Raw genomic sequence first — 13626 nt, 5'->3', positions numbered from 1 at the left:
GATGTCTTTCCGGATTCAGCGCAGGCCGAGGGTTTTTTCGACAGCGGCGACCAAGTGGCCATCCACGGCCTCGCCGGTGGCGGCCAGGTAGCCGTCGGGCCGCAGCAGGGCCCAGGCGTGGCCAAACACATGGCAGGCGCCCTGCAAATGGCCGGTACCCCGGGCATTGATGTCGCGCACATGCTCGTGTGCCTGCGCGCGTTCGTCCGGGCCCAGTACCTGCACGCTGCGCACCGGGGCGTGTTGGGCGAGCTGCCGCAGGCGCTGCAGGCCGGCGGCCGGCAGTTCGCCGAACACCAGCACCAGCAGGTCGCCGTCGGCCCACTGCAGCAGGTCGTTGACGGCACCTTGCGAACCGTCTGCCCAGCGGAAGGCCACGTTCTGCACCGACTGCCCGCCGGTGTTTTCGCAGATGGACGAACGTGTGTAGGTGTTGGCCACCGCCATGCGGCCGGTGTTCACCAGCGAGCGCGCAAACGGGTACTGTTTGGCCAGGCTGATGGCGGCCGTGCGAAAGCAGCGCTCCATGCCATCGGCCGGTCGCAGGAAACGCGCGGTGCGGTTGGTCACCTGCACGTTCTGCTGGGCCGCTTCGAGCCGCTCCGCGTTGTAGCTGTCCAGCAAGGCCGGGCTGGCGCGGCCGCGCAGCACGGCAGCCAGCTTCCAGGCCAGGTTGTCGGCATCGGCCACGCCGGTGTTGCCGCCGCGTGCGCCGAAGGGGCTGACGATCTTGGCGGTGTCGCCCATGAAAAACACGCGGCCCACACGCAGCTTGTCCAGGCAGCGGCTGCGGTAGGCGTAGGGACCCACCCAGACGATCTCGACCTCGACGTCCTTGCCGAACTGGCGCTGCAGGCGCTCGCGCACCACGTCTTCGCGGCTCACGGCGTCGGGATCGGCATTGGGCGCCATCTGGTAGTCGATGCGCCAGACATCGTCGGCCATCAGGTGCTGCCAGACCGCGCGGTTGTCGTTGAAGGGTGCTTCGATCCAGGTGTGGCGTTCGACCGGCGGATGTTTGGAAAAGCGCACGTCGGCGATGCACCAGCGGTCATCGCCGCGTTTGTTCTGCATGGTGGCGCCCACCCAGTCGTGGAAGGGTGTGTGCGAGCCGGAAGCGTCGATCACGTGGTCGGCCTCGATCTGGTAGCTGCCCGCAGGTGTTTCCACCGTCAGCGTGGCGAACTCGGCGTTCTGCGTGAAGGCGGTGACGCGCGACTTCCAGCGCAGGTCCACATGGCCGAGTTCATAGATGCGCTCGACGAGGTAGCCCTCGATGTAGAACTGCTGGATGTTGATGAAGGGCGGCTGGGTCGAGAGGTTGAAGTTGCTTTGCTGGCGCAGGTCAAAGGAATAGACCTCGTCGTCGCCTGCAAAGGTGCGGCCCACGCTCCACTGCACACCCTTGGCGGCAATACGCTCGTAGATGCCGAGGCGGTGGAAGACCTCCAGTGATTTCTGCGTGTAGCAGATGCCGCGCGAAGAGGCACCCTTGACGCCCACGGTGTTGTCTTCGTCCAGCAGCACGGCCTCGACACCGTAACGCGCCAGGGCGCAGGCCAGGCTCAGGCCGGTGATGCCGCCGCCGACGATGACGATGGGATGGCGCTTGAGCTGTTTCGCGCCGAGTTCGGGCGGGGCCACGAAAGGGTATTCAGGCAGGGTGTAACCCGTGCCCTGGGTGAACTCATAGCCGTTGGTGAACGCCGTCCGGGCGTAGGCAGGTGGTGTCTCCAGCATGGCGTGTCTCGCTTCCGGCATTGATTTGTTTTCAGCGTTTTTCGGGCCTGGCCCCTGTCGGGAGGACGCAGGCAACTATCAAAATAATAGTAAACGGAGTGCGTCAGGCGGCGGCTTTGCCGCCGAACTCCGGCCTGTCGTTTTGCTGCGGCTTGAGGGCTTCGGCCGCCTGGCCGGCGGCCTTGTCCTTGCGCCACTGCTGCTTGCGTGCCGTCCATTCCGCCAGGCGGGCGTGCGCGGTCTTGCTTTCCTCCAGCATCTGGAACTCGTCGGCCAGCTGCGCCGTCAGCTCCAGGCGCACGCCGTTGGGGTCGAAGAAATAAATGCTCTTGAAGATGTGGTGGTCGGTCACGCCCAGCACTTCGATGCCATCGGCTTCGAGGCGCGCTTTCATCGCTTCCAGGTCGGCCACGGTGTCGACGCGAAACGAGATGTGGTTGACCCACAGCGGCGTGTTGGGTGAGGGCAGGGCCGCCTCGTCATTGCCCAGGTCGAAAAAAGCGATGAAGGAGCCGTCCTGCAGGCGGAAGAAGAAGTGGGTGTAGGGGCAGTACTCGCCGGTGCTCGGAACGTAGTCGCTCTGGATGATGTGGTACAGCGGCAGGCCGAGGATGTCCTCGTAGAAATGCCGGGTTTCTTCGGCGTCTTTGGCGCGGTAGGCGTAGTGGTGCAGCTGCTGCACCGCTGCGGGCGGCGGCAGCGGCGAGGTGGTGGGGCGCAGGGAGGGGGCGGTCATCTGGGCAGCCATGGCGATCTCCGGATTGGGTGGTGCGGGTGTTGATGGGCCTTGGTGGAGCAAGGCTTCAAATTCACCTATTCATAATGCATTTACTATAACGTAACTATTTTGGCCTGCCAAGTGCAGATCTGTCCGTGGTGGTGCGAAGTTGTTGAGAATAATTATCAATTGCAATTGGTCCATAGCTTTTTCCTTTTTTACAAATTGATCCTGGCAATTAGACGCTGCACCTCAATGGGGCTATCGTGTTTTCGTCCTTGACGATGGCGTTCAAGGCAAGGACCATTTTTACCAACCACGAAGGAGATTTCCATGGCTGCTCTCAAAGGCTCCAGAACGGAAGAAAACCTGAAAGCCGCATTTGCCGGTGAATCACAGGCCAACCGCCGTTATCTTTATTTCGCAAACAAGGCTGACGTTGAAGGCCAGCCTGATGTCGCAGCGCTGTTCCGCTCCACCGCGGAAGGCGAAACCGGCCACGCGCACGGTCACCTCGAATGGCTCGAGCAGTGCGGCGACCCGGCCACCGGCATGCCTTTTGGCGGCACGCGCGAGAACCTCGCCTCCGCAGTCGCAGGCGAAACCCACGAGTACACCGACATGTACCCCGGCATGGCCAAAACCGCACGTGACGAGGGCCACGACGAAGTGGCGGACTGGTTCGAGACGCTGGCCAAGGCCGAGCGCTCGCACGCGAACCGCTACACCAAAGCGCTTGCTGAACTGGTGGATTAATTTGCCCCTCGCTACGCCGCCGAGGCGTAGCGATTCGAAAGAGTTCTTGCCCGAACTCTTTCGTAACCCACCCACCCAAGGGGCTTCTGGAAATTCGATTACCGGGATGCAGGGCAAGGCGCACGGAGCACAGGACACCGGAACGTACTCAGGTACGTGAGGATTCCGAGCACCGAGCACCGAGCACCGCACAACGCAGCCATGCGCCCGGCAATCGGATTTACAGAGGCCCCGATAAAGAGACAACATCATGGCTACAGAAGGCAATCTGCAAGCACCCACGCGTCACGCGATCGATTGGAAAAATCCGGACTACTACAACGAGGAGGCAACCTTCCACGAACTGGAGCGCATCTTCGACATCTGCCATGGTTGCCGTCGCTGTGTGAGTTTGTGCGGGGCCTTCCCCACGCTGTTTGACCTGGTCGATGAAAGCAGCACCGGCGAGGTCGATGGGGTGGACAGGAAGGACTACATGAAGGTGGTCGACCAGTGCTACCTGTGCGACCTCTGCTACATGACCAAGTGCCCCTATGTGCCGCCGCACGAGTTCAACCTCGACTTTCCGCACACCATGCTGCGTGCCAAGGCCATCAAGTTCAAGAAGGGCGACGTGGGCCTGGGTGAAAAATTCCTGTCATCCACCGATGTGCACGGCCAGTTTGCCGGCATCCCCATCGTGGTCCAGGTGGCCAATGCGGTCAACAAGACCAAGCCGGCCCGCGCCGTGATGGAAAAAGTTCTGGGCGTCGATAAAAACGCGTGGCTGCCCGAACTGGCGACGAAGAAATTCCGTTCCGGCGCCCTCGAGTCGCCGCCGCATCCGGTGAAAGACGGCGCCAAGACGCCCGGCAAGGTGGTGATTTTTTCAACCTGCTACATCAACTACAACGAGCCCGGCATCGGCCACGACCTGCTCAAGGTGCTGGACCACAACGAAGTGCCCTACGTGCTGGTGGAAAAGGAAAAATGCTGCGGCATGCCCAAGCTGGAGCTCGGCGACCTCGATTCGGTCAACGAAAGCAAGGAAGCCAACATCCCGGTGCTGGCCAAATACGCTCAGGACGGCTTTGCCATCCTGAGCGCCGTGCCGAGCTGCACCCTGATGTTCAAACAGGAAATCCCGCTGATGTACCCCGACGACGCCGAGGTGCAGCTGGTCAAGGAACACATGTGGGACCCGTTCGAGTACCTGATGGCGCGCAAGCGCGACGGCCTGCTCAAGACCGAGTTTCCGGTGCCGCTGGGCAAGATCAGCTACCAGATCCCCTGCCATGGCCGGGTGCAGAACATTGGCAAGAAAACCGAGGAAATGCTCAAGATGGTGCCGGGCACCAGCGTGCACACGCATGAACGCTGCTCGGGCCACGCCGGCACCTTCGGCGTGAAGGTGCCGTACCACCAGCAGGCCATGAAAATCGGCAAGCCGCTGTTCAAGGCCATGGCCAGCCACAAGGACGGCGGCCTGCCCGACGTGATCAGCAGCGACTGCCCGCTGGGTGGCCACCACATTGCCCAGGGCTTTGAAGTCAACCAGCTTGGCGCACCGCCGCAAAAACACCCGCTGACTCTGGTCCGCACGGCCTACGGACTGAAGTAGCCACCAAGGAGCCCTTATGCAAGTCACCGGAAAAATCACCCGCGACAGCCTCATGACCCTGGAGGCCTACAGCAAGTACCGCAGGGAAAACAAGCCGGCCATCATGGCGCACCGCCGCTTGCGCAGCGTGCGCCTGGGGGAACACATCAACGTGCAGTTCGAAAGCGAGACCAGCATCCGTTACCAGATCCAGGAAATGCTGCGCATCGAAAAAATCTTTGAGGAAGAAGGCATCAACCAGGAGATCGAGGCCTATGCGCCCTTGATGCCCGACGGCAGCAACTGGAAGGCCACCGTGATGCTGGAGTACCCCGACGTCAACGAGCGCAAGCGCGAGCTGGCCCGGCTGATCGGCGTGGAAGACCGCCTGTTTGTCGAAGTCGAAGGCCACGCGCGGGTGTATGCGATTGCCGATGAAGACATGGCCAGGGAAAACGACGAGAAAACCTCGGCCGTGCATTTTGTGCGTTTTGAGCTGAGCCCGGCCATGTGCGCCGCGGTCAAGGCCGGCGCCGGCGTCAAGCTGGGTTGCGACCACACCCACTACCCGGCGCATGTGACGATTCCTGCCGAAACGCTGGCGTCGCTGGCCAGCGACCTGCGCTGAGCCGGGCTTTTGCTGCTTTGCGGCGCCCGGACGCGGCTGGCTGTCGTAAAGTCGGGACTGGCTTTACTTCACCCCCAGGTCCATGCTGTTTTTACTCTCGCCGGCGAAATCGCTGGATTTCGCCACGCCGCCGCAGGTCGCCACGCACACCCCGCCGCTGTTCGTCAGTCAGTCCACCGAGCTGATCAAGGTGCTCAGGGAGAAAACCCAGGCGCAGGTCAGCGAACTGATGTCGCTGTCGGACACGCTGGCCGGCCTCAATGTGGCGCGTTACCAGGCCTGGTCGCCGAAGTCCAGCGCCAAAAATGCCAAGCAGGCGGTGCTGGCCTTCAACGGCGATGTCTACGAGGGGCTGGACGCCAAAAGCCTCCGGGCCGCGGACCTTGACTGGGCGCAGGCGCACCTGTGCATCCTGAGCGGCCTGTACGGCGTGCTGCGCCCGCTGGACCTGATGCAACCCTACCGCCTGGAGATGGGCACCCGGCTGGCCACGGCGCAGGGCCGCAACCTCTACCAGTTCTGGGGCGCGCAGATCGCCGACTACCTCAATGCGCGTGCGGCCGCCGACACCTCGCCGGTCATCGTCAACCTGGCCAGTGAGGAGTATTTCAAGGCGGTGGACCGCCAGGCCCTCAAGCCGCGCGTGGTCAGTTGCGTCTTCGAGGAGTTCAAGGGAGGCAAGTACAAGATCATCAGCTTCCATGCCAAACGCGCGCGCGGCCTGATGGTGCGCTACGCAATCGACAGGAAGCTGGCCACCGTCAAGAAGCTCGAAGGCTTCGACGCCGAAGGTTACCGTTTTGCACCGGCGGTGTCCGGGCCCGACCGGCTGGTGTTTCGCCGCCAGCAGACCGGCTGAGTCCTGTGTCCACCATGCGCGACTACGAGGTCCAGCCCCAGCATGTGACGCCCGAGGTGCAGGCCTGGGTGCGTGCCCAGGCCGCCCTGGGCCACACGGCGCCCACCATCCTCAAGGCCCTGCGCAAGTCGGGCTGGCTGGCGGACGTGGCACGCGAAGTCCTTGCCGCGACCCTGCAGGCGCCGTCCGGCGTGCCGGTGCCGCGGCCGGCCATCGGCGCGGCGCTGCGGCTGGACGCCGGCGACCGGCAGGTCGATGTGCTGATGCAGATGAGCCAGCCGCACATCGTGGTGTTCGGCAACGTGCTCAGTGACGACGAATGTGATGCGCTGATGCAGGCCGCCAGGCCGCGCCTGTCGCGTTCACTGACCGTGGCGGTCAAGACCGGCGGCGAGGAACTGAATGACGACCGCACCAGCCGCGGCATGTTTTTCACGCGCGGCGAAAACGAGCTGGTCAGCCGTATCGAGGCGCGTATCGCGCGGCTGCTGGACTGGCCGCTTGAAAACGGCGAAGGCCTGCAGGTGCTGCAGTACCTGCCGGGCGCCGAGTACAAACCGCACCACGATTATTTCGATCCCGCCGAACCCGGCACGGCGTCCATCCTGGAGCGCGGCGGCCAGCGGGTGGGCACGCTGATTCTTTACCTGGGCGTGCCCGACGCCGGCGGCGCCACGGTGTTTCCCGACATCGGGCTGGAAGTGGTGCCGCAGCGCGGCCATGCGGTTTTTTTCAGCTACGACCAGCCGCATGCCTCCACGCTGACCTTACATGGCGGCGCGCCAGTCCTGGCCGGCGAAAAATGGGTGGCTACCAAATGGCTGCGTGAACGGGAGTTTGTTTAACACCCCTGTTGAGCCTCGCTGCGTGTAGTCTCCTCTCCCCTTGCCGGGGACGGCGCCTGCGGCCTGGCCCTTCGACAGGCTCAGGACAGGCCAAAGCCAGTTCCGCGGCCCCTGCTGAGGGCGTCCGTCTACCGCGTTCCGGCAGAGGTGTACATAATCACCAGATGAAATTAAGAGCAAACGGTATCGATATTGAAGTTGAGGATTCAGGCCCCGGCGCCAGCGCACAGCCGCGTCCGGCGGTGCTGCTGATCATGGGCCTGGGCATGCAGCTGGTCGCCTGGCCGCCGGCCATGATGCAGGCCCTGATCGACGCGGGTTACCGCGTGATCCGCCTGGACAACCGCGACATCGGCCTGTCGCAGAAGTTCGACCACCTGGGCCAGCCCAACCTGGTGTGGGCAAGCATCAAGTACAAGCTGGGCCTGGCGGTCAAGGCGCCTTATGCGCTGCACGACATGGCGGCGGATGCGCTGGCCGTGCTTGACGCGCTTCAGATCGATAAGGCGCATGTGGTCGGTGTCAGCATGGGCGGCATGATTGCGCAACGCGTGGCCTTGGCCGCACCGGCGCGGGTGCTGAGCCTGACCAGCGTCATGAGCTCCAGCGGCGCGCGCGGCCTGCCGCAGGCCGAGCCGCATGTCCTGCGGGTGCTGCTGAGCCGGCCGGCCGGCAAGGACCTGCCCTCCATCGTGGATCATTACGTCAAGCTGTTCAAGGCCATCGGCAGCCCGGGTTTTCCGGTGGACGACGCGGAACTGCGTTCGCGCATCCTGGCCGCCTCCGAACGGAGCTTTCATCCGGCCGGCGTGACGCGCCAGATGATGGCCATCGTCGCCGACGGCCGCCGCGCCGCGGAGCTGGCGGCCCTGCGTTTGCCGGCGCTGGTGGTGCACGGCAAGGCCGACCCGCTGGTGCCGTTTGCCTGCGGCGAGGACACGGCGCGGCGTATTCCGGGCGCCCGTCTGGTCGGCATTGAAGGCATGGGCCACGACCTGCCCGACGGCGTGGTCCAGCGTCTGCTGGAGCCGCTGATTCCCCATCTTGACGCCGCACAGACCACACCATGAACACCCCCGACCAATCCCAACTGGGCAAGCTGACGCCCTACATCGACCAGTACGACGCTTCGCTGCTGTTTCCCATTCCGCGCGCCGTCAAGCGCGAGGAGCTGGGCCTGGGTGAGAACCCGCCCTTTTTCGGGGCCGACATGTGGACCGTGTTCGAGCTGAGCTGGCTGAACCTGCGCGGCAAGCCGCAGGTGGCGCTGGCCCACATCACGGTGCCCTGCGAGTCGCCGAACATCGTCGAAAGCAAGTCCTTCAAGCTCTACCTCAACAGCTTCAACAACACGCGTTTTGCGGATGCCCGCGAGGTGCGCGAGCGCATTCGCGCCGACCTCAATGCAGCGGTGGGTGCCGGCGTGGGTGTCAAGACGCTGGGGCCGGAGCTGTTCGACCAGGAGCCCGTGCACGAGCTCGACGGCCTGAACCTGGACCGGCTCGACGTGGAGTGCCTGCACTACACACCGGCGCCCGAGCTGCTGTTTGCCGACCATGAAGAGCCGCCGGTCAGCGAGACCGTGGTGTCCAACCTGCTCAAGAGCAACTGCCTGGTGACCGGCCAGCCCGACTGGGGCAGCGTGCAGATCAGTTATTCCGGCGCGCCCATCGACCAGGAAGGCCTGCTGCAGTACATCGTGAGTTTTCGCAACCACAACGAGTTCCACGAGCAATGCGTGGAGCGCATCTTCATGGACATCTGGACGCGCTGCCGGCCGCTCAAGCTGTCGGTCTACGCGCGTTACACGCGGCGCGGCGGGCTGGACATCAACCCGTTCCGCACGAGTTATCCGCAGGCGCTGCCGCCGAATATCCGCACGGCGCGGCAGTAGGCGTGGTGTCTGTCATTGCGGGCTTCGACCCGCAATCCATGTGTGCATCCTCACGGCCTGGGTTCGCAGGCATGGATTCCGGATCCAGTCCGGAATGACAAAATTCCTCGCGGGCGCTATTAAATAGGTAGCTGCCTGCGAGCGCCCAATAAGGGCTAGAGCCCGATTTCCTTGAAACTCTGGAGCGGTGACAGGCCTGCGAACTCGCCCGTGCGTTTTTCCTTCATGGCCGTCACGGCTTCGCGCACATGCTGGTTGCTCCAGATCGCGCCCTGGAGCCAGCCCATTTGTTTGAGCGCGTCGTCCACCGAATGGTCACGCGTGTAATGAATCGCCTGCTTGGTGCCCCAGATGGCGACCGGCGGTTTGCTGGCGATTTCCTTGGCGCATAACAGCGCGCCGGCCAGCAGGGCTTCGGGCGAATCGAAGACCTCGTTGACCAGGCCGTAGCCCAGCGCCCTGGCTGCGCTGAGGCGGCGCCCGGTATAGGCCAGCTCCTTGACCACGGCCAGCGGCACCAGCTTGGGCAGGCGCTGCAGCGTGCCGACATCGGCGACCATGCCGATGTTGATTTCCTGGATGCAGAAAAACGCGTCGGCCGTTGCATAACGAATGCAGCAGGCCGTCACCATGTCGACCGCGCCGCCAATGCAGCCGCCCTGGATGGCGGCGATCACCGGGATGCGCAGGGTCTCGAGTTTGGTGAAGGTGGCCTGCATGTCGCTGAGCATGTCGAAGATGGCGGCGCGGCCTTCGGGGCTCTGGTCGTCCATCGCAATGGCGCCGCCGAAGGTCTCCAGCGCCATGCCGGCGCTGAAATGTTTGCCCGTGCTGGAGATCACCAGCACCCGCGCATCGCCAGCCTTGTGGAGCTGGGTGAGCACCTCATCGAGCTCACGCCAGAAGGTCGGGTGCATGGTGTTCATCGCTTCGGGGCGGTTGAGCACCAGGTGGGCGATGTGGTCGGTGGTCGAAAGGGTGAAGCAGGTCAGTGGGTTCATGCCTGCCAATGTAAATCAGTGCGCCGGTTCCAGCCAGTCACACCTGAGACGGCCCCGGGCATGGGCGCGGGCGCGCCAGCGTACATAGAGCTGCGGTGCCGCCATGCCCAGCAGGCACAGGGGGCAGGCCAGGGGAGCGTCCAGCGCCAGGGCCGGCAGCCAGCCGACCCAGCCCATGACCCACAGCGTCAACACGGCGTCCCACACCTGGTATTCCAGCGGACGGGTGTCTTTGTGCGCCAGATGCCACTGCTTGATGCGCTGCAACTCCAGCAGCGAGAGGGCGGGGTGGTGCGCGGATGTCCTGGGGTACGCCATAAAGCCTCCTGCAGAGGCTTCAATGTAAGTTTCAAGCAAGCTTGTGTCAACGCCCCTTTGTGCGGCCCGGCGGGCTGGCCGGGCCGCCCCGGGCTATTTGGCGGCCGCGATGGCTTTGGCCAGATCTGCGGTTTCCTCGCAGCTGGCGCAGATGGCCTGCAGCTTGGCGAGCTGGGCTTCCGCCTGGGCCTTCTGGCCGGTCTTCAGGTAGGTGATGCCCGAGTATTCAAGCGCGCCCTTGTGTTTTGGATCCAGCGTCAGCGCCTTGTTGTAGGCGGCAAAGGCCTCGTCGTATTTGCCCAGCCAGCGGTTCGAATAGCCGAGGTAGTTGTAGGCGTCGGCGTTTTTCGGGTTCTGTGCGACGACCTTGTTGAAGCTGGCGACGGCCTGTGCCCAGTTTTTGGCATCCATGGCCTTTTTGCCAACGGCGAAGTCGTCGATGCGAGCGTTTTCCACCGGCGTGGTGGGGGTGTCGGCGGCCAGCGCGGCCCCGGCCAGCGCCAGGCTCAGGACGGGCAGGGCGATCCATTGGCGAAGGGTCAATGTAGTCATGTCGGGCTCCTTGAGTGTCAGTGATTGAGGTGCGCTGTCAGATCAGCACCTGAGACAAACGACGGAAATGGGGAAACGGATGCAAACCGGGCGACACCGGCCTGAAATTGATGCTTGCGGGGCGGCGTCACCATAACTTGGCGCAGTTGCCGCTGAACAGCACCGGCGCGCTGGGGCTGACAGGGGCGGAACTGGTCTCCAGGGTGACCACCAGCTTGCTGACTTTGGACAGCAGCTTTTCAGAGGTGTCAGGCAGCAAGGAAGCCGCCGAACCACTGGCCGGCACCGGGCCCAGCACAAAGGCCGGACCGCTGGCGGGCACGGCCCACAGCACCAGGGTGCCGTTCGCCGGCGCGATGATGGGTCCGATGACCTTGACGGTCAGGGTCTTGCCGTGGCGCAAGGAGCTGACCAGCAGCTTGCCGTTGCCCTGCGCGTCGGTGAGCAGGCCCACATAACTCTGCGGCAGCTTTTCGCCCGAACGCATGGCCATCTGGTCACTGGACAGGAACAGCGTCGGTGCCGTGACAAACAGCAGGCTCGCCGCGATCACGCCCACGGCCACACCCCCCAGGCCCATGCCCGCCGGCTTGAGCCAGGCCACCCAGCCCAGCCAGGGCGCTGGCGCACGCGGGGCCGGCTGCGCGGCCTGGGTGCGCTCGGCAATCGCCGGCCAGAGCCGCGGCGAAGGCTGTTGCAGCGGGACCGACCGGGCCAGCTGGCCCAGCCGCGTCTCCCATTGCGTGACCAGCACCCGCACATCCGCCCGGTCGCGTTGCAGCTGTTCAAAACGGCTCCGTGCGCCTCCCGTCAGGGTGCCCAGCACATAGGACGAGGCCAGGTGTTCGAGCAGTTCGGGCTGGGTATAGGTCATCGGGTCATCGCGCCCTCACGCGGGTCGCTTCGCGTCCTGCGTTCATGCCCCCACCCCCTGCGCGGCCAGGCAGCCCTTGAGCCTGTCCAGACCGCGCCGTATCCAGGCCTTCACCGAACCCAGCGGCGCGCCCATCTGCGCGGCCACTTCGGTGTGCGACAGGCCCTGGTAATAGGCCAGCGCCAGGCTTTGCCGGTAACTGCCTTCCAACGCGTTCATGCAGCCTTCAATGTGCAGGGTCTGCACTGCCTGTTCGAGCAGCTGCATCGCGCTGGGCGCCGGGTGGGCCGAGGCTTGGACCTCGTCCTCATCGAGATCGCCGGATTCGGGCCAACCGGTTTCCTTGCGGCGCACCCGCGAGCGCAAGGCGTCAAGCGCCTTGTTGCGGACGACGGCGATCAGCCACGTCATGGCTTGAATGGTCTGCCCGCCCACCTCACTGCGGTAGCCGCCGGCATTTTTCCAGATGCTCACATAGGCCTCCTGCAGCGCATCTTCGGCCGCCTGTCCCTGGCCCAATATACGAACGGCCACGCCAAACAGATGCCGGTGCGTCCGCTCATAGATCCGGGCGAAGCAAACATGGTCGCCCCGCGCTGCACCCGCGATCAGGGCCTCCAGGCTGCGGGAATCCGCGCGGGTGTCCAGCGTCATGCTGCCGAGTATATGAAGTTCGGCTGGCGCGGCAAAGGCCGGCGGGCCCCTAGATCCGGCGCCGGCGCGGCACCACGCTCAGCTGCATCGTGGCTTTGGCGGGAGCGGCGCTCACGGTGGCCTGCTGCGAGGCGATGTCAATCAGCTGATCGGCGTGCCAGACCTTGACTTGTGCGGGGCCGTCGGGAACCTGTTCCACATTGGCGATGCCATCGGCACCGGTCAGGACCGCCCACGGCGACTCGCTGACATAGACATGGCCGCGCATGGACCCGTGGATGTGGCAGCCCAGCAGCACGGCACCGGCCTTTTCGAACACAGCCTCGGCCGACTTGCCGGGCTTGCCGTCGGCCTTGCCGTCCAGGCGCAACTCGAAGCCGCTGCCGGCGGTGGCGTTGAATTGCGCAACACCCGCGGCCGAGCCGCGCACATGGTGTTCCCACGGGTCGTTGTTGATGAATTTCGCCTTGGCCCCCACCCCCACCACGCTGACGGCCGGAATGAAGCGCATCTTTTCCTGGTTGACGGTCACCTGCAGCGGCAGCGGCGCCTTGGGCTCGCCCTTGTTGGCAGGCAGGACCACCACCACGGCATCAGCCACGGGTTTGCCTTCCTTGTCCAGTACCAGCACTTGCAGGTTGCCGGCTGCGGCCCAGCCCGAGAGGGTGGCCAGTGCGAGGGTGAGCAGGGTTGTTTTCATGGCAGCGGGTCCTTGGGGTGTCGATGGCGTCGTTCAGCGTACGGTGATGGTGTCGCGGTGCATGGGGGCCAGCAACGCGAGCATCTGGTTCTGGGTGCGAAAGGGAATGCCCCGGGCGTCCATGCTTTGCTGCAGCACCTCGACCAGCGCGTGGAAGTCAGACTTCTTGATGTCCAGGTTGGCATGGGCGCTTTTCATGTCGGCGCCCTTGTAGACGCAGGGGCCGCCGGCCAGGGCGCACAGCTGGTCCACCAGCTGCTCCTTGACGCGCTGCTGGTTGGCCGGCTTGAAGTGCGGGCCGGTGCGCGGGTCAGCGAGCAGGCGCACCATGAAGTCATCCATCAGCGTGACCAGCCCGGCCTTTTCGCCGAAGGCCTTGTAGAGCTGGTCGCCCTGCGGGGCGGTTTGGGCGAACGACGTGCCGGCCGCCAGGAGGCTGGCGGCTGCGAGGGCGAGAGAGATCAGGGTCTTGTTCATGGCAGTTCCTTGTAAACAGATGGGCGGGTGG

The 13626-nt window shown here is 64.4% G+C and carries 16 protein-coding genes; 7 read left to right on the top strand and 9 right to left on the bottom strand.

All coding sequences use genetic code 11. From position 1 onward, the window contains the following. Positions 1-15: 15 nt before the first annotated feature. Together B7G52_RS19875 and B7G52_RS19870 are read right to left on the bottom strand one after the other, a co-directional pair. Positions 16-1761: an FAD-dependent oxidoreductase gene (locus B7G52_RS19875; protein WP_240523543.1), complete on the bottom strand. Its 1746-nt coding sequence runs from the start codon at positions 1759-1761 to the stop codon at positions 16-18. Positions 1762-1843: 82 nt separating this feature from the next. Further along, a complete protein-coding gene (locus tag B7G52_RS19870; protein WP_240523542.1) occupies positions 1844-2488 on the bottom strand; it encodes a VOC family protein in 645 nt (214 codons plus the stop codon). 303 nt (positions 2489-2791) lie between these two features. On the opposite strand from B7G52_RS19870, the gene B7G52_RS19865 reads away from it, so the two are divergent. The 7 genes from B7G52_RS19865 to queF all read left to right on the top strand — a co-directional run bounded on the left by B7G52_RS19865 (position 2792) and on the right by queF (position 9019). After that, positions 2792-3214 (top strand): rubrerythrin family protein, encoded by a 423-nt coding sequence (locus B7G52_RS19865; protein ID WP_096671699.1) that lies wholly within the window; start codon positions 2792-2794, stop codon positions 3212-3214. 250 nt (positions 3215-3464) lie between these two features. Beyond that, positions 3465-4814: a heterodisulfide reductase-related iron-sulfur binding cluster gene (locus tag B7G52_RS19860; RefSeq protein WP_096699337.1), complete on the top strand. Its 1350-nt coding sequence runs from the start codon at positions 3465-3467 to the stop codon at positions 4812-4814. Between the two features lie 16 nt (positions 4815-4830). Beyond that, positions 4831-5421, top strand: a complete 591-nt coding sequence (locus tag B7G52_RS19855) for a DUF3501 family protein (protein WP_096699335.1) — start codon at positions 4831-4833, stop codon at positions 5419-5421. Between the two features lie 82 nt (positions 5422-5503). Next, positions 5504-6280 carry a peroxide stress protein YaaA gene (gene yaaA / locus B7G52_RS19850; RefSeq protein WP_096699333.1) on the top strand — a complete coding sequence of 259 codons (777 nt, stop codon included), beginning with the start codon at positions 5504-5506 and terminating at the stop codon, positions 6278-6280. 14 nt (positions 6281-6294) lie between these two features. Continuing rightward, on the top strand, positions 6295-7125 hold the full coding sequence (locus tag B7G52_RS19845) for a 2OG-Fe(II) oxygenase (protein WP_096699331.1): 831 nt from the start codon (positions 6295-6297) through the stop codon (positions 7123-7125). 164 nt (positions 7126-7289) lie between these two features. Beyond that, complete coding sequence (locus B7G52_RS19840) at positions 7290-8195, top strand: alpha/beta fold hydrolase (RefSeq protein WP_096699329.1); 906 nt, start codon at positions 7290-7292, stop codon at positions 8193-8195. Beyond that, entirely contained in the window at positions 8192-9019 is an 828-nt protein-coding gene (gene queF / locus B7G52_RS19835; RefSeq protein WP_096699327.1) for an NADPH-dependent 7-cyano-7-deazaguanine reductase QueF, read from the top strand. Before B7G52_RS19840 ends, queF begins: the two co-directional genes overlap by 4 nt. A 155-nt stretch (positions 9020-9174) precedes the next feature. On the opposite strand, the gene B7G52_RS19830 is transcribed toward queF, so the two are convergent. From B7G52_RS19830 to B7G52_RS19800, 7 genes are all read right to left on the bottom strand, one after another. Beyond that, positions 9175-10020 carry an enoyl-CoA hydratase-related protein gene (locus B7G52_RS19830; protein WP_096699325.1) on the bottom strand — a complete coding sequence of 282 codons (846 nt, stop codon included), beginning with the start codon at positions 10018-10020 and terminating at the stop codon, positions 9175-9177. 15 nt (positions 10021-10035) lie between these two features. After that, entirely contained in the window at positions 10036-10338 is a 303-nt protein-coding gene (locus tag B7G52_RS19825) for a hypothetical protein (protein WP_096699323.1), read from the bottom strand. Positions 10339-10431: 93 nt separating this feature from the next. Further along, a complete protein-coding gene (locus B7G52_RS19820; protein ID WP_096699321.1) occupies positions 10432-10890 on the bottom strand; it encodes a tetratricopeptide repeat protein in 459 nt (152 codons plus the stop codon). Positions 10891-11017: 127 nt separating this feature from the next. Further along, a complete protein-coding gene (locus tag B7G52_RS19815; RefSeq protein ID WP_096699319.1) occupies positions 11018-11764 on the bottom strand; it encodes an anti-sigma factor domain-containing protein in 747 nt (248 codons plus the stop codon). Between the two features lie 42 nt (positions 11765-11806). After that, positions 11807-12418 (bottom strand): RNA polymerase sigma factor, encoded by a 612-nt coding sequence (locus tag B7G52_RS19810; protein ID WP_096699317.1) that lies wholly within the window; start codon positions 12416-12418, stop codon positions 11807-11809. A 49-nt stretch (positions 12419-12467) separates the two neighbouring features. Further along, entirely contained in the window at positions 12468-13118 is a 651-nt protein-coding gene (locus tag B7G52_RS19805; protein WP_096699315.1) for a plastocyanin, read from the bottom strand. A 33-nt stretch (positions 13119-13151) separates the two neighbouring features. Further along, complete coding sequence (locus B7G52_RS19800) at positions 13152-13595, bottom strand: group 1 truncated hemoglobin (protein WP_096699313.1); 444 nt, start codon at positions 13593-13595, stop codon at positions 13152-13154. Between the last annotated feature and the right edge of the window lie 31 nt (positions 13596-13626).

The sequence above is a fragment of the Polaromonas sp. AER18D-145 genome (assembly GCF_002379095.1).
In the GTDB taxonomy this organism is placed as follows: domain Bacteria; phylum Pseudomonadota; class Gammaproteobacteria; order Burkholderiales; family Burkholderiaceae_C; genus Polaromonas.
This window is presented reverse-complemented; position numbering and strand designations above follow the sequence as displayed.